This is a genomic window from Arenimonas sp. (genome assembly GCF_041919775.1).
Lineage (GTDB): Bacteria > Pseudomonadota > Gammaproteobacteria > Xanthomonadales > Xanthomonadaceae > Arenimonas.
On sequence record NZ_JAYRTE010000001.1, the window covers coordinates 106377 to 124338 of the forward strand.

The 17962-nt window shown below is 70.1% G+C and carries 16 protein-coding genes and 1 riboswitch; of the genes, 7 read left to right on the forward strand and 9 right to left on the reverse strand.

Translation table 11 applies throughout. The annotated features are described in order from the left end of the window. Positions 1–176: 176 nt before the first annotated feature. Positions 177–2642, forward strand: coding sequence for a penicillin-binding protein 1A (locus ACE3TE_RS00505; protein ID WP_374601199.1), 2466 nt, complete (start codon positions 177–179; stop codon positions 2640–2642). After that, positions 2617–3249, forward strand: a complete 633-nt coding sequence (locus tag ACE3TE_RS00510) for a hypothetical protein (protein WP_374601201.1) — start codon at positions 2617–2619, stop codon at positions 3247–3249. Before ACE3TE_RS00505 ends, ACE3TE_RS00510 begins: the two co-directional genes overlap by 26 nt. A gap of 65 nt (positions 3250–3314) precedes the next feature. Here the strand turns inward: ACE3TE_RS00510 and ACE3TE_RS00515 are convergent, their stop codons facing one another. The 9 genes from ACE3TE_RS00515 to ACE3TE_RS00555 form a co-directional block, all read right to left on the reverse strand. Further along, entirely contained in the window at positions 3315–4604 is a 1290-nt protein-coding gene (locus ACE3TE_RS00515) for a citrate synthase (RefSeq protein ID WP_374601202.1), read from the reverse strand. Positions 4605–4842: 238 nt separating this feature from the next. Continuing rightward, entirely contained in the window at positions 4843–5085 is a 243-nt protein-coding gene (locus ACE3TE_RS00520) for a type B 50S ribosomal protein L31 (protein ID WP_374601204.1), read from the reverse strand. An 88-nt stretch (positions 5086–5173) separates the two neighbouring features. Continuing rightward, positions 5174–6106 carry a nucleoside hydrolase gene (locus ACE3TE_RS00525; protein ID WP_374601206.1) on the reverse strand — a complete coding sequence of 311 codons (933 nt, stop codon included), beginning with the start codon at positions 6104–6106 and terminating at the stop codon, positions 5174–5176. 36 nt (positions 6107–6142) lie between these two features. Then, on the reverse strand, positions 6143–8266 hold the full coding sequence (recG, locus tag ACE3TE_RS00530; RefSeq protein WP_374601208.1) for an ATP-dependent DNA helicase RecG: 2124 nt from the start codon (positions 8264–8266) through the stop codon (positions 6143–6145). 3 nt (positions 8267–8269) lie between these two features. Beyond that, the gene (locus ACE3TE_RS00535) at positions 8270–8653 is read right to left on the reverse strand and encodes a RidA family protein (protein ID WP_374601210.1); all 384 of its coding nucleotides are present in this window, start codon (positions 8651–8653) and stop codon (positions 8270–8272) included. A 67-nt stretch (positions 8654–8720) separates the two neighbouring features. Then, entirely contained in the window at positions 8721–10895 is a 2175-nt protein-coding gene (locus tag ACE3TE_RS00540; protein ID WP_374601212.1) for a bifunctional (p)ppGpp synthetase/guanosine-3',5'-bis(diphosphate) 3'-pyrophosphohydrolase, read from the reverse strand. A 112-nt stretch (positions 10896–11007) separates the two neighbouring features. Beyond that, entirely contained in the window at positions 11008–11310 is a 303-nt protein-coding gene (gene rpoZ, locus ACE3TE_RS00545) for a DNA-directed RNA polymerase subunit omega (RefSeq protein ID WP_374601214.1), read from the reverse strand. A gap of 137 nt (positions 11311–11447) precedes the next feature. Then, the gene (gmk, locus tag ACE3TE_RS00550) at positions 11448–12068 is read right to left on the reverse strand and encodes a guanylate kinase (RefSeq protein WP_374601216.1); all 621 of its coding nucleotides are present in this window, start codon (positions 12066–12068) and stop codon (positions 11448–11450) included. Next, complete coding sequence (locus ACE3TE_RS00555; protein WP_374601218.1) at positions 12065–12928, reverse strand: YicC/YloC family endoribonuclease; 864 nt, start codon at positions 12926–12928, stop codon at positions 12065–12067. Before ACE3TE_RS00555 ends, gmk begins: the two co-directional genes overlap by 4 nt. Before the next feature lie 68 nt (positions 12929–12996). Here ACE3TE_RS00555 and rph point away from each other — a divergent pair, with 68 nt between their 5' ends. The 5 genes from rph (at position 12997) to ACE3TE_RS00580 (ending at position 17926) form a co-directional block, all read left to right on the forward strand. Continuing rightward, a complete protein-coding gene (gene rph, locus ACE3TE_RS00560) occupies positions 12997–13725 on the forward strand; it encodes a ribonuclease PH (RefSeq protein WP_374601220.1) in 729 nt (242 codons plus the stop codon). Beyond that, a complete protein-coding gene (gene rdgB / locus ACE3TE_RS00565; RefSeq protein WP_374601222.1) occupies positions 13722–14315 on the forward strand; it encodes an RdgB/HAM1 family non-canonical purine NTP pyrophosphatase in 594 nt (197 codons plus the stop codon). Before rph ends, rdgB begins: the two co-directional genes overlap by 4 nt. Before the next feature lie 4 nt (positions 14316–14319). Next, positions 14320–15474, forward strand: coding sequence for a radical SAM family heme chaperone HemW (gene hemW / locus ACE3TE_RS00570; RefSeq protein WP_374601224.1), 1155 nt, complete (start codon positions 14320–14322; stop codon positions 15472–15474). A gap of 135 nt (positions 15475–15609) precedes the next feature. Further along, positions 15610–15783: a CPXCG motif-containing cysteine-rich protein gene (locus ACE3TE_RS00575; RefSeq protein ID WP_374601463.1), complete on the forward strand. Its 174-nt coding sequence runs from the start codon at positions 15610–15612 to the stop codon at positions 15781–15783. A gap of 13 nt (positions 15784–15796) precedes the next feature. Continuing rightward, a riboswitch (cobalamin riboswitch) is annotated at positions 15797–15981 on the forward strand. 130 nt (positions 15982–16111) lie between these two features. Continuing rightward, positions 16112–17926, forward strand: coding sequence for a TonB-dependent receptor domain-containing protein (locus ACE3TE_RS00580; RefSeq protein ID WP_374601226.1), 1815 nt, complete (start codon positions 16112–16114; stop codon positions 17924–17926). Positions 17927–17962: the final 36 nt, after the last annotated feature.

Sequence of the window (17962 nt, forward strand, 5' to 3'; positions counted from 1 at the left end):
CCAAATGGCAATGCCCCCCCCGCCCGGATCTCCCCTGGGCCCCTGCTGGCCACCCCGGCTTCCCCTACAAGACGCATTCCGGGTCCGATTCCGGCCGTTCCCCGACAACACGGCCGGACCCTGCCTCGTTCTATACTCCCCGACCCACGCCGCTGTAAACCTCGGAGGGGCCCTGGATGGCCCGATTCAAACGCCTGCTCCGGCGGGCATTGATACTTTTCGCCGGCCTCGCCGTACTTGGCTTGGCCACCCTGGGCATCCTGTATTGGCTGATCGCACCGCGCCTGCCGGACGTGCAGGAGCTGCGCAATGTGCAGCTGCAGGTGCCGCTATCGATCTACACCCGCGACGGCCGGCTGATCTCAGTCATAGGTGAGACGCGCCGCTTCCCGGTGGATATCGAGGACGTACCCGAGCAGGTCAAGCAGACCTTCATCGCCATCGAGGACGCCCGGTATTACGAGCATCCGGGCGTGGACTGGCGGGGCATCGCCCGCGCGGTCTGGCTGCTGGCCACCACCGACGACAAGCGCGTGCCGGGCGGCAGCACGATCACCCAGCAGGTGGCCCGCCAGTTCTTCCTCAGCACGGAATATTCGTACACGCGCAAGCTGACCGAGATCTTCCTGGCGCTGAAGATGGAGCGGGAGCTCAGCAAGGACGAGATCTTCGAGCTCTACCTCAACAAGAGCTTCTTCGGGAACCGGGCCTACGGCATCGCCGCGGCCGCCGAGTTCTACTACGGCAAGACGCTCGACCAGCTGACCCTGGCCGAAGCCGCCACGCTGGCTTCCATCCCGAAATTCCCGTCCTCCGGCAATCCGATCATCAATCCGGAACGGGCCCTGGTGCGCCGCAACTACGTGCTCCAGCGCATGCGCGAGGAAGGCATGATCAGCGAGGCCGAAGAACAGGCGGCGCGCGCCGAGCCGATGCACGCCAGTCCGCACGAGCCCAAGATCGAAGTCGAGGCGCCGTACGTGGCCGAGATGGTGCGCGCCGAGATGGAGCAGCGCTACGGCGCCGAAGCGACCACCAGCGGCCTGAGCGTCTTCACCACGCTCGTATCCGACGACCAGCTCGCCGCCGTGCGCTCGCTGCAGGCCGGCCTGCTCGAATACGACCGCCGCCACGGCTACCGCGGGCCGGAAGCCCAGCTTGATCTGGCCGAAGGCGAATCGGCCGACGACATGCGCAAGCGCCTGCGCGACTACCCGACCCTGGGCGGCCTGCAGGCGGTGCTGGTGACCGGGACCGAAGGCGATTCGGCGGAGCTGATCACCGCCGCCGGCACGCCGCTCGGCCTGGACGCCGAATCCACGCGCTGGACCCGCAAGACGCCTGCCCAGCTGTTCAAGCGCGGCGACGTCATCCGGCTCGCGCTCGACGCCGAGTCGGGCGAGCTGCGCCTGGCCCAGCTGCCGCAGGCGCAGGCGGCGCTGGTGTCGCTGCAGCCCGAGGACGGCGCCGTGCGCGCCCTGGTCGGCGGTTTCAGCTTCGGCCTGAACAAGTTCAACCGCGCCACCCAGGCCCAGCGCCTGCCGGGTTCGAGCTTCAAGCCCTTCGTCTATGCGGCCTCGTTCGAACGCGGCTTCTCGCCGGCCAGCATCGTGCTCGATGCGCCGGTGGTGTTCCGCGACCGTGCCGGCAACGTCTGGCGACCGCAGAACGACGCCGGCAACTTCGCCGGCCCGATGCGCCTTCGCGAAGCCATGGTGCAGTCGCGCAACCTGGTTTCGGTGCGCCTGCTCGACGCCATCGGCGTGGACTTCGCCAGCCGCTACATCACCCAGTTCGGCTTCAGCCAGGAAAGCCTGCCGCCGAACCTGTCGATGTCCTTGGGCACGTCCTCGCTGACGCCCCTGTCGATCGCCCGCGGTTACACCGTGTTCGTCAACGGCGGCTACCTGATCGAACCCTGGTTCATCGAACGCGTGCTCGACCGCGACGGCCGCGTGCTCAGCGAACACGTGCCCGTGCGCGCCTGCCTGGGCTGCCCGGGGCGTGGCAGCGAAGGCGCCGCGGCGGGTCGCGAGGCCACGGTGGTCGACGGCTTCAACCTCGGTGCGCCGGCACCGGCACCCGAGCCGGAAGAGGCGCCGGAGCCGGCGCAAACCGCCGCGAGCGAAGAGCCCGAAGGTCCGGTTTCGCTGGCTCCCCGGGCCATCGATGCCCGCACCGCCTTCATGATCCAGTCGATGCTGCGCGACGTCGTGCAGCGCGGCACCGGCCGGGCAGCCACCGCGATCGGCCGCCCGGACATCGGCGGCAAGACCGGCTCCACCAACGACTACCGCGACGCCTGGTTCTCGGGTTTCGGTGGCGACCTGGTGACCACGGTGTGGGTCGGCAAGGACGACTTTTCCAGCCTCGGCCGCGGTGAGTACGGCGGCAAGGCCGCCCTGCCGATCTGGATCAACTACATGGACGCCGCGCTCAAGGACGTGCCGCTCTACGATCCCGAGGTTCCGGCGGGAACCGTCACCGCGTCGGTGGACGCGGGCTCCGGCCGCCTGGTGCCCGAAGGCACGCCGGGAAGCGTGCGCGACTATTTCAAGCGCGAGGATTACGACCGGATCACGGCCCAGGGTTTCGACGTGGAGCCGGCCCTGAGCAATGAAGAGGCGTTCGACATCTTCTGACCCGCTGGCGGCGCGGGCACGCCGCCAGCGGGTCGCCGCCGAAACCGCGCGCCTGCTCGCGCAGGGCGCCGGCGACATCGCCACGGCGCGACGAAAGGCCGCCGAAAGGCTGGGCCTTCGCGACCCGGCCTCGCTGCCGGACGCCGAAGAAATCCGTGAAGCCCTGCAGGCCCACCACCGGCTGTTCTCTCCGGGCCGGCTCGACGCCGGGCGGCTGCGACGGCAGCGCGAAACCGCGCTCTCGGCGATGGACCACTTCGCCGATTTTGATCCCCGGCTGGCCGGGCCGGTGCTGGATGGCAGCGCCGGTCCCGACGAGGCGGTGGTGATCCACCTGCACGCCGATCACGCCGACGCCGTGGCCCGGCTGCTGGCCGACCGCGGCGCCCCCGCGCGCCAGCGCATGCGCCGCATCCAGCTCGCCGCCGGCGGCGCCACCGAGGTGCCGTGCTGGGAAGTGGTGGCCGGCGACCAGGCCTTCGAGCTATGGGTGCTGCCGCTCTCGGCAGCCCGCGTGCCGCCGCGTGATCCCCTGGGAGGGGGTGCCCTGCCCCGGGCCTCGCGCACGGCCCTGGCGCGGCTCCTGGAGGATGCCCCGGCCTCCTGACCGGCCTCCTGAAACGCGAACGCCCCGCACGGGGCGGGGCGTCCGGGAAACGCAGCTGAGGTGGCTCAGCGCTTGGCCAGGTCCACGTAGTCGCGGCTGGCGGCGCCGGTGTAGATCTGGCGCGGACGGCCGATCTTGGCTTCCGGGTCGGTCTGCTGCTCGAGCCAGTGCGACACCCAGCCGGCAGTGCGGGCGATGGCGAACATCACCGTGAACATCTCGGTCGGGATGCCCAGCGCCTTGTAGATGATGCCCGAGTAGAAGTCGACGTTCGGGTAGAGCTTGCGCTGCACGAAGTACTCGTCCTTGAGCGCGGCCTCCTCCAGGCGCATCGCCACTTCCAGCAGCGGATCGTCCACGCCCAGCTCGTCGAGCACCTGGTGGCACATCTCGCGGATGATCGTCGCGCGCGGGTCGAAGTTCTTGTAGACGCGGTGGCCGAAGCCCATCAGGCGGAAGCCCGAGTTCTTGTCCTTGGCGCGTTCGACGGCCTTGGAAACGTCCTCCGGCCGGCCGATTTCGTCGAGCATCTTGAGCACTGCTTCGTTGGCACCGCCGTGGGCCGGGCCCCAGAGCGCGGCCACGCCGGCGGCGACGCAGGCGTAGGGGTTGGCACCGGTGGAGCCGACCAGGCGAACGGTCGAGGTGGAGGCGTTCTGCTCGTGGTCGGCGTGCAGGATGAACAGCAGGTCCAGCGCCTTGGCGGCGACCGGCTTGAGCTCCAGCGGGCCCGAGGGCACCTCGAACATCATGTGCAGGAAGCGGTCGACGTACTCGAGGTTGTTGCGCGGGTAGCGGATCGGCCAGCCGATGGAGTGGCGGTAGCAGGCGGCGGCGATCGTCGGCACCTTGGCCAGCAGGCGGATCGCGGCCAGGCGGCGCTGTTCCGGGTCTTCCAGGTCGAGGTCGTCGTGGTAGAAGGCGGCCAGCGAGCCGACCATGCCGCAGAGCATGGCCATCGGGTGGGCGTCGTGGCGGAAGCCGTGCAGGAAGCTCTTGAAGGCCTCGTGCATCATCGTGTGGTGCGTGACTTCGTGCTCGAACTTCGCGAACTGCGCCTTGTCCGGCAGCTCGCCGTTCATCAGCAGGTAGCTGGTTTCGAGGAAGGACGAGTGCTTGGCCAGCTGTTCGATCGGGTAGCCGCGATAGAGCAGCACGCCCTCGTCGCCGTCGATGTAGGTCACCGCACTCCGGCAGCTGGCCGTGGCCACGAAGCCGGGATCGTAGGTGAACATCCCGGTTTCCTTCGGCAGCCGCGTGATGTCGACGCAGGGCGCGCCGAGGGTGCCTTGGTGGACGGGAAGCTCGACGTTCTTGCCGGCGGCGTTGAGTACGACGCTCTTGTTGTCGGACACGGGCAGACTCCTTTCAGGGATGTGCGGGCCGCAATCCATCAAGGTGCTGGCGCGGCGCCCGCTACAGGAAATCGGAAGATGCCGCCGGGGCGGTCACCATCCGCATAAGTATCTCACGGCCCGGCGGCGAAGTCAGTGACACGGGGCCCGTTTGCGACCCTGCCACTGCAACGCAAAAGGCCACCCGCGGGGGTGGCCTTTCGTGGGCTGGGGCCGCCAGGCGGCCCGGGCCGGGCGCTTACTTGGCGTAGCGCTTGCGGAAGCGATCGACGCGGCCGCCCGTGTCCATCACCTTCTGCTTGCCGGTGTAGAACGGGTGCGAGGCCGAGCTGATGTCGATCTTGATCAGCGGGTATTCGTTGCCGTCCTCCCACTTCACCATTTCCTTGCTGGAAAGGGTGCTACGGGTGAGGAACGCGAAGTCGGAGGACAGGTCCTGGAAGACGACTTCTTTGTAGGTCGGATGGATGTCGGCCTTCATGGCTGGTGCTCCGCCGGTTATTCGTGGGGAAAGACCGGAATTATAAGCCGGTTTTGGCGTCCGGGGCAAGCACCCCCTGGGCCCGGCCTCAGGCCCCCAGCGCCGCCCGCACCTGGGCCTCGAACGCCGCCTGGTCGTAGGCCATCACGATGCGGGCATTGGCCGGCTGGCCCGTACGCTGCTGCCAGTCCACCAGCGTGGCGCCCCGGCTCAGGCGGCCCTCCAGCTCGACCGCCAGGTAGCGGTCCTCGGCCTGGACGATGCCGTCGGGGCGCAGGGCGGCGGCCATGGCCAGGGCGTCGGCGCTGTGCCAGCGCTCGCCGCGGCGTTCCAGCGACCATTGCCGGGTGAAGCGGGAGATGGCCTCGTAGAAGGTCGCCCGGCCATCGCCGGCGGCCGCCCAGGCCTCGAAGTCTGCGTGACGCAGGCCATGCCGCAGCACCGCCTCCCAGTCCACCACCTCGGCCTTCGGGAAGGCCCGGAAGACCACGTCGGCGGCTTCGGGATCGAAGGCGATGTTGAACTCGGCCGGGATCGAGGTATTGCCCTGCCCCGTGACCGCACCGCCCATCACCACCAGCCGGCCGATGCGCGCGGGCAGGTCCGGGTCCAGGCGCAGGGCCAGGGCCAGGTTGGTCAGCGGCCCCAGCGTCACCAGCAGCAGCCGGCCCTCGTGTTCGCGCGCCAGCCGCAGGATCGCCAGCGCACCGTGTTCGGTTTCGGCGGCGCGCGCGGCCGACGTGTAGCCGGTATCGCCGAAGCCGTCCTGGCCGTGCACGTAGGCGGCGTCGGCGGCCGGGTGCACCAGCGGCACCGGGCAGCCTGGGAACACCGGTACGTCCACGCCGGCGACTTCGCAAAGCTTCAGGGCGTTGGCGACGGTGTGCGCGAGGCCGACGTTGCCGGCGGTGACGGTCAGGCCCAGCAGCCGGTGGCGCGTATCGGCAAAGGCCATCAGCAGGGCCAGGGCATCGTCCACGCCCGGGTCGGTATCGATCAGCAGCGGTATGCGTTCGTCCATCCGCCCGATTATCCCCGAATCGCGGCCTCGGCGGGCTCAGGCGCCGGCGAAGCGCGCGGCGCCGCCGACCCAGCGTGCGACCACGCGCTCAGCCAGGTCGGGCGAAGTCGCCAGCAGCTCTTCGGCGGCGCGGTGCACTTCCGGCAGCAGGTCGGCGTCGCGCACCAGTTCGGCCACGCGGAAGCTGGCCAGGCCGGTCTGGCGGGTGCCCAGCAGTTCGCCGGGGCCGCGCAGCTCCAAGTCCTTTTCGGCGATCAGGAAGCCGTCGGTGCTCGCGCGCATCACCTCAAGGCGTTCGCGCGCCAGCGCCGACAGCGGCGGCTTGTACATCAGCACGCAGCTCGAGGCCGCCGCACCGCGGCCGACGCGGCCGCGCAGCTGGTGCAGCTGCGCCAGGCCCAGTCGCTCGGCGTTTTCGATCAGCATCAGGCTGGCGTTGGGCACGTCGACGCCGACCTCGATCACGGTGGTCGCGACCAGCAGGTGCAGATCGCCGGCCTTGAACCGCGCCATGACGGCCTGCTTTTCCGCGGGCTTCATGCGTCCGTGCAGCAGGCCGAGGCGCAGTTCGGGCAAGGCCTCGCCCAGCTGTTCGAAGGTGGACTGCGCGGCCTGGGCCTCGACCTCCTCGCTGTCCTCGATCAGCGTGCAGACCCAGTAGGCCTGGCGACCTTCGGCGCAGGCGGCGCGGATGCGTTCGACCACCTCGGCGCGGCGCTCGCCGCTGACCGCCACCGTGGTGACCGGCGTGCGGCCCGGCGGCATTTCGTCGATCACCGAGACGTCGAGGTCGGCGTAGGCCGACATGGCCAGCGTGCGCGGGATCGGCGTGGCCGTCATCACCAGCTGGTGCGGCACCTGGCTGCCGGACAAGCCCTTGTCGCGCAGCGCCAGGCGCTGGTGCACGCCGAAGCGGTGCTGCTCGTCCACGATCGCCAATGCCAGGGAGGCGAAGGCCACGCTTTCCTGCATCAGCGCATGCGTGCCCACCGCGACCTGGGCGCGGCCGCTGGCGATTTCCTCCAGCGCCGCGGCCCGGGCCTTGCCGGTGACCTTGCCGGCCAGCCATGCGACGCGCAGGCCGAGCGGTTCGAGCCAGGCGCGGAAATTGTTGAGGTGTTGTTCGGCCAGCAGCTCCGTGGGCGCCATCAGCGCCACCTGGCGACCCGCCTCGACGGCGTTGGCGGTGGCCAGGGCCGCGACCACGGTCTTGCCGCTGCCGACGTCGCCCTGCACCAGGCGCAGCATCGGCTCGGGCCGCGCCATGTCCCTGGTCACTTCGTCCATTACCCGCTGCTGCGCGCCGGTGAGGCTGAAGGCCAGGCGCTGGCGCAGGGCCTGGGCCAGTTTGCCCGCCGGACGCACCGGCATCGCGCCGTGGGCGCGCAGGGCGATGCGCTGGCGGCGCAGGCTGAGGTGGTGGGCCAGCAACTCCTCCAGCGCCAGCCGCCGCTGGGCCGGGTGGCGACCGGCGGCGAACAGCGCCAGGTCGGCGTCCGGCGGCGGGCGGTGCGCGGTCAGCAGGGCATCGCGAAGCGTCGGCAGGCCCAGGCGTTCCCGCATGCCATCAGGCAGCAGCTCCAGCTCTGCGGCCTCGGGCAGGCGCTTGAGCGCCTCTCCCACCAGCCGCGCCACCGACTGCGGCCCCAGGCCTTCGATCGCCGGGTACAACGGGTCGAGCGAATCGCGGGCACTGGCATCCGCCTCGTCGGCCAGCAGGCGGTAGCTCGGATGCACCATCTCCAGGCCATGCTGGCCGGGCCGGACCTCCCCGTAACAAAGGATGCGCCGCCCCGGCACGAACATCGCGACCTGGGCCTTGCCGAAGTGGAAGAAGCGCAGTACCAGGGTGCCGTGGGAGTCATCGCCGATCGCCACGCGCAGCATGGGCCGGTAGCGGAAGCTGCGTTCGACCGCCTCCACGCGCGCCAGCACCTGCGCGGGCTGGCCCGGGCGCAGCGAGGCAATGGTTTCGATGCGCGTGCGGTCCTCGTAGCGCAGTGGCAGGTGCAGCCACAGGTCCTGCAGCGTCTCGAGCCCGCGCGCGACGAGCTTCTCCGCGACCTTGGGCCCCACGCCGGGCAGCGTGGAAACCCGCTGCGCGCCCGCGGGCCCCAGGGCGGTACCGTCGTTGCCGCCGCGGCGCGGCGCGCGCTTCATGCCTCAGCCGGTGACCAGCACGGCATCCACTTCCACGCGCGCACCCTTGGGCAGGCCGGCGACCTGGATGGTCGAACGCGCCGGATAGGGGGCCTGGAAATAGTCCGCCATCACCGCGTTGACCGCGGCGAAATCCGACAGGTCGGTGAGGTAGATGCCGACGCGGGCGACGTCGTCGAGACTGCCGCCAGCCGCTTCGCAGACCGCCTTGAGGTTGTCGAAGACGCGCCGGGTCTCGGTGCTGATGTCGGCCTGCACCAGCTCGCCGGTGGCCGGGTCGAGCGGAATCTGGCCGGACAGGTACACGGCGCCGCCGGCGCGCACGGCCTGCGAGTAGGGCCCGATGGCGGCAGGCGCGCGTTCGGTGGCGATGGCGGTGCGGGGCATGGCGGACCTCGGTGTGGGACGTGGACGGCCATTGTAGGAGCCGCCGGCGCCCCGCCGCCAGCAGCCGTCAGACGCGCTGCACGCCGTGCACGACGCCCAGTCGGCGGATACGCCGGATGACGTCGGCGAGGTGCTTGCGGTGGCGGACCTCGATCGAGAATTCCATCACCGACACCGTCAGGTCGCGTTCGCGATATTCGACCGCGTCGATGTTCGAGTTGCTCTCGGCCACCGCCGCCGCGACCTGGGCCAGCACGCCGGGCTTGTTCTCGACTTCGATGCGCAGAACCACCCGGTAGTCGCCGCCGACGCTGCGGTCCCAGGCCATGGGCACGCAGCGCTCGGGGAACTTGCGGTACTCGGTGACGTTCGGGCAATCGGCGCGGTGCACCACCACGCCCTTGCCGGCGCTGAGGTAGCCCATGATCTCGTCGCCCGGGATCGGATGGCAGCAGGCGGCGAAGCTGAGCACGCCGCGCTCATTGCCGGTGATCATGATGCGTTCGGTCGGCGCCAGCGGCAGTTCGGCGTCGGTCAGCGGCAGGTCGTCCTGGCCGTTGACCATCATGCGCGCCACCTGGGCCGGCATGCGGTTGCCCAGCGCGATGTCGGCAAGCAGCTCTTCGAGGCGGCGGTAGCGCAGGTCGGCCAGCAGCTGCTCGATGCGGTCGGGCGGCACGCGGTCGAGCGAACTTTCCATGGCCTCGAGCGCGCGGTCGAGCATGCGGTGGCCCAGGTCGACGGCGTCCTCGTGCTCAAGACGCTTGAGGAAGTGCCGGATGGCGGTGCGCGCCTTGCTGGAGACGACGTACTCGAGCCACTGCGGGCCCGGCGACGCCGACGGCGCGGTGATGATCTCGACGCTCTGGCCGCTGGTGAGCTTGGTGCGCAGCGGCACCAGCTTCTTGTCCACGCGGGCGGCGACGGCGTGGTTGCCGACGTCGGTGTGCACCGCATAGGCGAAGTCCAGCGCGGTGGCGTTGCGCGGCAGCGCCATGATGTCGCCTTGCGGCGTGAACAGGTAGACCTCGTCGGGGAACAGGTCCACCTTCACGTTGTCCAGGAACTCCAGCGACGAACCGGCTGCCTGCTGGGTGTCCATCAGGTTGCGGATCCAGTCCTGGGCGCGCGTCTGGGCGGCGCTGCTGCCGCTGCCGGCGTTCTTGTAGAGCCAGTGGGCGGCGACGCCGCGTTCGGCCACCTGGTCCATTTCCTCGGTGCGGATCTGCACTTCGACCGGCGCGCCGTAGGGGCCGAACAGCACCGTGTGCAGGCTCTGGTAGCCGTTGGCCTTGGGGATGGCGATGAAGTCGCGGAAGCGGCCTTCCAGCGGCTTGTACACCGAATGCACCGCGCCCAGCGCGTGGTAACACTGCATCACTTCCGGCACCACGATGCGGAAGCCGAAGACGTCGAGCACCTGGTCGAGGCTTTTGTGCTCCTGCTTCATCTTGGTGTAGATGCTCCAGGGCGACTTCACGCGACTGACCAGCGAATGCGGCAGCTGTTCCTGGGCCAGCCGCGCGGCCAGCTGCGCCTCGACGGTGGCCAGCGCCTCGCGGCGCATCACCGGCTGGGAAGCAATGCGCCGTGAAATGACCGAATGCCGCGTCGGGTGCAGGGCACGGAAACCCAGGTCCTGGAGTTCGGCCTTGAACTTGTTCATGCCCAGGCGCTGGGCGATGGGCGCGTAGATCTCCAGGGTTTCGCGCGCGATGCGGCGGCGCGATTCCGCGGCCATCGCGTCGAGCGTGCGCATGTTGTGCAGGCGGTCGGCCAGCTTGATCAGGATGACGCGCAGGTCGCGCGCCATCGCCAGCATCATCTTGCGGAAACTCTCGGCGGCGGCTTCCTGGCGATCGCGGAAGTGCAGCTTGTCGAGCTTGGTGACGCCGTCCACCAGCTCGGCGACGGTGGGGCTGAATTCACGCTCGATCTCGCTGCGCGGCAGCGGCGTGTCTTCCAGGGCGTCGTGCAGGATGGCCGCGCACAGGGTTTCGGCGTCGAGCCGCAGCTCGGCCAGCAGGGAGGCCACCGCTACCGGATGGGTGATGTAGGCCTCGCCGGACTTGCGCAGCTGGCCCTCGTGGGCCCGGGCGCCCATTTCGTAGGCGCGGCGGACAAGCCTGACCTGGTCGGCCGGCAGGTAGTCCGACAAACGCCGCTCGAGCGCCTCCACCTCGTCCGGACAGGGGTCCGGACAGGGCGCTTCCGCCAGTCTTGGCTTGGAGAAGGAGGACATGTCCGCAGCCTACGCGGGCGCGGTAAAGGCATCAATGGCGGGGGCTGCGGTCCTTGCCGGACAATTCAGGCAAGGCCTTCACGCGGCGGCCGGCATGGCGCCGGCCGGGGCCTCAGAGGTCGTCGCCGCCCTTGCCCAGGTCGTCGTCGACGACTTCGGCGGCGGCCCACTCCAGGGCCTCACGCTCGGCGCGTTCGCGCTCGGCGCGCTCGACGTCGTCGATCATGGCCTGGTCGACCTTGCGGGCGGCGATTTCACGCAGCGCCAGCACGGTGGGCTTGTCGTCGTTCTCGCTGTTGTCCAGCACCGGGTCCACGCCCTTGGCCAGCTGGCGGGCACGCTTGGACGCCATCAGGACCAGCTCGAAGCGGTTGTCCACGACGGACAGGCAATCTTCCACGGTAATGCGGGCCATGGGATCTCCTCGACCACGATGCCCGGCCAGGGCAGCGCGGAAAATCAATAAGTTACGCGAACCGGGTATTCTACCCCCGAGCCTTTTCCGGTGCAAATGAACGGCCCCGGGCGCAGCCCGCGCGCCGGTCCGGCCCCTCAGGCCAGCAATTCGCTTATCAGATGGGCATGGCGCCGGGCCTGCACCGGCCGGCGCAGCCGGTGCGCAACGAAGATCGCCCGCAGCTCGGCGGCGGCGGCATCGAAGTGTTCGTTGACGATGACGTAGTCGAACTCGTCGTAATGGCTCATTTCCTCGCGCGCGGCGGCCAGCCGGCGGGCGATGGTTTCCTCGCTGTCCTGGCCGCGGTTGCGCATGCGGGTCTGCAGGGCGTCGCGGGACGGCGGCAGGATGAACACGCTGACACAGTCCGGCACCTGCTCGCGCACCTGGCGCGCGCCCTGCCAGTCGATCTCCAGCAGCACGTCCTTGCCCGCCGCCAGCTGGGGCTCGACCGACTGCCGGGCGGTGCCCTTGTAGTCGCCGTGCACCTGGGCGTGTTCGAAGAAGTCGCCGGCCGCGACCATGGCCACGAACTCTTCCTTGCTGACGAAGTGGTAGTGCTGGGCGTGGCGTTCGCCCGGCCGCGGCGCCCGCGACGTGAACGAGATCGACAGCGCGATGCCCGGTTCCTTGGCCAGCACGGCGTTGACCAGGCTCGACTTGCCGGCCCCCGAGGGCGCGGCGACGATGAAGAGCGTGCCCCGGGGCGTGTTCATTCGAGGTTCTGCACCTGTTCGCGGAGCTGTTCGATCAGCACCTTCAGCTCGACCGCGGCCTGGGTGGTGCGGCTGTCCACCGACTTCGAGCCCAGGGTATTGGCCTCGCGGTTGAACTCCTGCATCAGGAAGTCGAGGCGGCGGCCGACGGCTTCGGGCAGGCCCAATACGCGGCGGGCTTCGGCGACGTGGCTGGCGAGGCGGTCGAGCTCCTCGTCGACGTCGATCTTCTGCAGGTTAAGCACCACTTCCTGCTCCAGCCGGCCCGGGTCGAGCGGCAGCTTGAGGTCGGCCAGCTTGCCGTCGAGCTTGGCGCGCAGGGCGGCGCGGATCTCCGGCAGCCAGTCGCGGACCTGGCCGGTGATGCGTTCGATGCCGTCGATGCGTTCGCGCATCACCGCGGCCAGCTTGGCGCCCTCGCGTTCGCGGGCGGCGACGAATTCGGCCAGGGTCTCGTCCAGCAGGGCCAGCGCATCGGCCTGCAGTCCGGCCTGGTCCAGGGCCTCTTCCTCGACCACGCCCGGGTAGCGCAGCAGGTCGGTGAACTCGGTGCGCAGGCCGGGGAAGCGGCCTTCCGCCCCCCGGGCGGCCTCCGCCAGCTGGTCGAGCAGCGGCTGGTTGAGCCGGAGTTCGCCGCGGCTGCCGGCCACCGGACGGAAGCGCAGCACCAGGTCGACCTTGCCGCGCGACACCTTCTGGGCGACACGTTCGCGCAGCGCCGGTTCGATGGCCCGCAGTTCCTCGGGCGCGCGCACGCTCAGTTCGTGGAAGCGGTGGTTGACGGAGCGCAGCTCGCAGGCCAGCTGGCCGCCGGTGGCGGCGCGCTCGCAGGCGGCGAAGGCGGTCATGCTGCGGATCATGGGCGTCGGGCCGTGGGAAACAGACCGAATGGTAATCTAGCCGGCCAAGGATTGCCGGAATACGCCCGATGACCGTTTCAAACCGCCCCAGCGGCCGCGCCCACGATGAACTCCGCGCCATCGGCATCGAACGCAACTACACCCGGCATGCGGAAGGCTCGGTGCTTGTGAGCTTCGGCGACACCCGCGTGCTGTGCACCGCCAGCGTCGAACCGCGCGTGCCGGGCTTCCTGCGCGGCAAGGGCGAAGGCTGGGTGACCGCCGAATACGGCATGCTTCCGCGCGCCACCAATACCCGCAACGACCGCGAGGCCGCACGCGGCAAGCAGGGCGGCCGCACGCTGGAAATCCAGCGCCTGGTCGGCCGCAGCCTGCGCGCCTGCGTCGACCGCCGCGCGCTTGGCGAACGCACCATCACCCTGGACTGCGACGTGCTGCAGGCAGACGGCGGCACCCGCTGCGCGGCCATCACCGGCGCCTACGTGGCGCTTTGCGATGCGGTCAGCTGGCTCAAGGCCCGCGGCGACATCACCCGCGACCCCGTCATCGGCGCCGTGGCGGCGGTGTCGGTCGGCATCTGGCAGGGCACGCCCGTGCTGGACCTGGACTACCGCGAAGACAGCGGCTGCGACACCGACATGAACGTCGTGATGAACGACGGCGGCGGCTTCATCGAGGTCCAGGGCACCGCCGAAGGCCATGCCTTCCGCCGCGACGAACTCGACGCGCTGCTGGCCCTGGCCGAACAGGGCGTGGGTGAACTGATCGCCCTGCAGCGGGCAGCGCTGGCCTCGTGAAACAGCTCGTCCTCGCGACGTCCAACGCCGGCAAGCTGGCCGAACTGAAGCCGCTGCTGGCCGAGTTCGACTACGCGTTGGTTACGCAGGGCGAGTTGGGTGTCACCGACGCGATCGAGGATGGCCGCAGCTTCATCGAGAACGCGATCATCAAGGCGCGCCATGCAAGTGCCGCGACCGGCCTGCCGGCGCTGGCCGACGATTCCGGCCTGGTCGTGCCGGCGCTGGGCGGCGAACCGGGCATCCACAGCGCGCGTTACGCAGGCACGCACGGTGATTCCGCGGCCAATATCGCCAGGCTGCTCGAAGCGATGCGAACCCTGCCCGACAGCCAGCGCGCCGCGCATTTCACCTGCGTGCTGGTGCTGCTGCGCCACGCCCACGACCCCGAACCGCTGGTCGCCGAAGGCCGCTGGTTCGGCCAGGTGCTGCTGTCGCCGCGCGGCGCGAAGGGCTTCGGCTACGACCCGGTTTTCCTCGATCCCCGCCACGGGCTGACGGCGGCCGAACTCGACCCCGCCACCAAGAATGCCTGCAGCCACCGCGGCCAGGCCATCGCCCGCCTGCGCACCCTGCTCGCCGGGGCCTGAGCCGATGCTGGTGCCGCCGCCGCTGTCGCTGTACATCCACATCCCGTGGTGCGTGAAGAAGTGCCCGTACTGCGACTTCAACTCGCACGGTAAAACCGGCGAGCTGCCGGTGAAGGATTACGTCGCCGCGCTGGTGCGCGACCTGGAACAGGACCTGCCGCTGGTCTGGGGCCGCCCGGTGCACAGCGTGTTCTTCGGCGGCGGCACGCCCAGCCTGTTTTCGCCCGAAGCCATTGGCGACATCCTCGATGCCTGCAGCGCCCGCCTGCGTTTCACCCCGGCCGCTGAAATCACCATGGAATGCAATCCCGGCACCGCCGAGTTCGGCCGTTTCGAGGGTTACCGCGCCGCTGGCGTGAACCGGGTGAGCTTCGGCATCCAGAGTTTCGACGATGGCTGCCTGGCCCGCCTGGGCCGCATCCACGACAGCGCCGAGGCCGAGCGCGCGGTGAAGCTGGCCCAGGACGCCGGCCTGGACAACCTCAACCTCGACCTGATGTACGCCCTGCCCGGCCAGGACCTGGCGATGGCCCTGCACGACGTCGAGCGAGCCATCGCCCTGCAGCCTGCGCACCTGTCGCACTACCAGCTGACGATGGAGCCGAACACCGCCTTCGCCGCCCGCCCGCCCGAGGGCCTGCCGGACGAGGACAGCGCCTGGGACATCCAGGAGCGCTGCATCGAGGCCATGGCCGCCACCGGTTACGCCCAGTACGAAGTCAGCGCCTACGCCCGGCCCGGCCGGCAGTGCGCGCACAACCTCAACTACTGGCGCTTCGGCGACTACCTGGGCATCGGCGCCGGAGCCCACGGCAAGATCAGCCTGGGCGCCAGCGGCGGGATCCGCCGGCGCTGGAAGCTCAAGAACCCGCGCGATTACCTGGCCCACGCCGGTACGCCCACCGGCATCGGCGGCGACGATCCGATCGAACCGGCGAACCGGCCCTTCGACTACATGCTCAACGCCCTGCGCCTGGTCGAGGGTTTCGACCTGGCCGATTTCGAATCGCGCACGGGCCTGGAACGCGGGACGATCACCGCTGAACTCGAACAGGCCCGCCAGCGCGGCTGGCTCGAGGCCAACGGCAGCCACTGGCGGCCGACCGAGCTGGGCAAACGTTTCACCAACGACGTCATCGGCCTGTTCCTGCGGGGCTGAGTCGGGGACAGGTGCATTTTCCCCCGACCAACCACCGGTAGCCGACCGTCCGTCAGGGAAAAATGCACCTGTCCCCAACCGCGGCTCACGCGGCGCTCAGGTCCGCCCGGGCAGGCTGGCGCCATCCTCGACACCATCGTCCTCACCTGCCCGCACTGCGGCGAACGTTTCGAGACCCTGGCCGACCCCTCGGCCGGCGATGCCGAATACGTTGAGGACTGCTTCGTCTGCTGCCGGCCGATCACCGTGCGCCTGCACGTGGGCGGCGACGGCCGGCTCGACGGTTTCGACGCCGACCGCGACGACTGACCCGGTCTTGATCTAGAATTCACGCGCCCCTGGTGCTCGGGAAGCCGGTCCGAATCCGGCGCTGCCCCCGCAACGGTAGGCCAGTCAAACCTTCCAGCAAGCCACTGTGCCCCCGGGCATGGGAAGGCGGAAGGCCCGGCACGACGCCCGTCGCGCCACTGGCAAGCCCGGAGACCGGCCGGGGGCTGGCTGCCGGCTTGCCCGGCGGCAATCACGGCGCGTCGCGGTGGGCGACGGGGCGACGCCATGGCCCCTGCCCTGCGCGTTCCCCCTCCTTCCCCGCGCGCGCCCCGACCCGCGGGTGAGCGCCACAGGAGGTTCCACCACCATGTTTTTCCCTTGCCAACGCCGCGCGCTGTGCGCGGCCATCGTGTTTTCCCTTTCCACCCCGTCCCTGGCCCAGGACGCGCGCACGCTCGATGCCGTGCAGGTCACCGCCAGCCGCGTCGAGCGCCCGGTCAGCGAAACCCTGGCCTCGGTCACCGTGATCACGCGCGGAGAGATCGAGGCCAGCCAGGCCCCGACCCTGATCGACCTGCTCGGCCGCCAGGTCGGCGTCGACATTGCCCGCACCGGCGGACCCGGCAACGCCAGCACCGTTTTCCTTCGCGGTGGCAATGCGCCGCACGCGCTGGTGCTGGTGGACGGCGTCCGCGTGTCGTCGACCGGCCAGGGCGTGTTCGATTTCGCCCACCTGCCGCTGGAGCAGATCGAGCGCATTGAAATCGTGCGCGGGCCGCGCGCCGCGATCTGGGGTTCGGACGCCGTCGCCGGCGTCATCCATATCTTCACCCGCGATCCGTCCGCACCGTCGGCGCGCCTCACGGCCGGCAGCTACGGTCGCCTGGGCGCCAGCGCCGGCACCGGTTTCGGCGACGATCACCGCGGACTGGGGATCACGGCAGGCTGGCAGCGGCTGCGCGGCTTTTCGGCGACCAATCCGGACAACTGGGGTTTCAACCCGGACGACGACGGCTACCGCAACCTCAACCTGGGCCTGCGCGGACGCACCGCGCTTGGCAGCCAGCGCCTGGCCTTCAGCGCGGTCGCCACCGACGCCGACGTGGAGTTCGACCAGGGCGACACCCGGGCCCGCAATCGTTCCGCCGGCCTGAGCCTGGGCGGCAAGCTCGGCGCCAACTGGAGCCACCAGCTGGCCCTGGGCCACGCCCGGGAGGACCTGGACACGGTTTCCGGCTTCTCGAACGCCTTCCGCAGCCGCCGGACCAGCCTCGACTGGGTGAACAGCCTGGCGCTGGGCCCTTCGGGCACGCTGAACCTGGGCGTGAACTGGCAGGACGAAGAGGGCATTTCCTCGAACGCCTTCGACGGCGAAACCTTCTCCCGCGGCCGCAGCAGCCGCGCCGCGTTCGCCGGCTACGGCGGGCGCTGGGGCAGCCAGCTGTTCGACCTCTCGCTGCGCCGCGACCACAGCAACCAGTTCGGCGGGGCCACCACCGCCGGCGCCGCCTGGGGCTGGGCCTTCAGCCCCGACGCGCTGCTGCGCCTGTCCTGGGGCGAGGGTTTCCGGGCACCGAACTTCAATGAACTCTATTACCCGGACAGCGGATACGGCTTCGCCGGCAACCCGGACCTGCGCCCGGAGCGCTCGGAAACGCTGGAAGCGGGCCTGAGCCTGGCGCCGGCCCCGGGGCATGAGCTGGGCCTGTCGGCCTACCGTACGCGGGTCCGCGACCTGATCGCCTTCGCCGCCCCGGGCACCAACAACGCCATCAACATCAACCGTGCCCGCATGGACGGCGTCGAACTCGACTACCGCTACGACGGCGACCCCTGGACCTTCGGCGGCAACGTCGCCTGGCTGGACACGGAGGACGAAGCCACCGGCCTGGCGCTGCTGCGCCGCGCCCGCCACAAGGCCCACGTGGATGTCGGCTACCGGTTCGCCAACGGGATGGAGCTGGGCCTGGACGGGGACTACGCTTCGTCGCGCCGCGACTTCGGGGGCGATCCCGGTGCCTACGCGATCGCGCACCTGCGCCTGGCCTGGGCGCTGTCGCCTGCGTGGCGGCTCGAGGCACGCGTCGAAAACCTGACCGACCGCGACTACACCCTCGTGCAGGGCTACAACACGCCAGGTCGCAGCGGGGTGCTTAGCCTGGTCTGGAACGGCGGCCACTAGCCGCCCCGGCCATCCGCGGCGCCGGCGTCGCGGGTG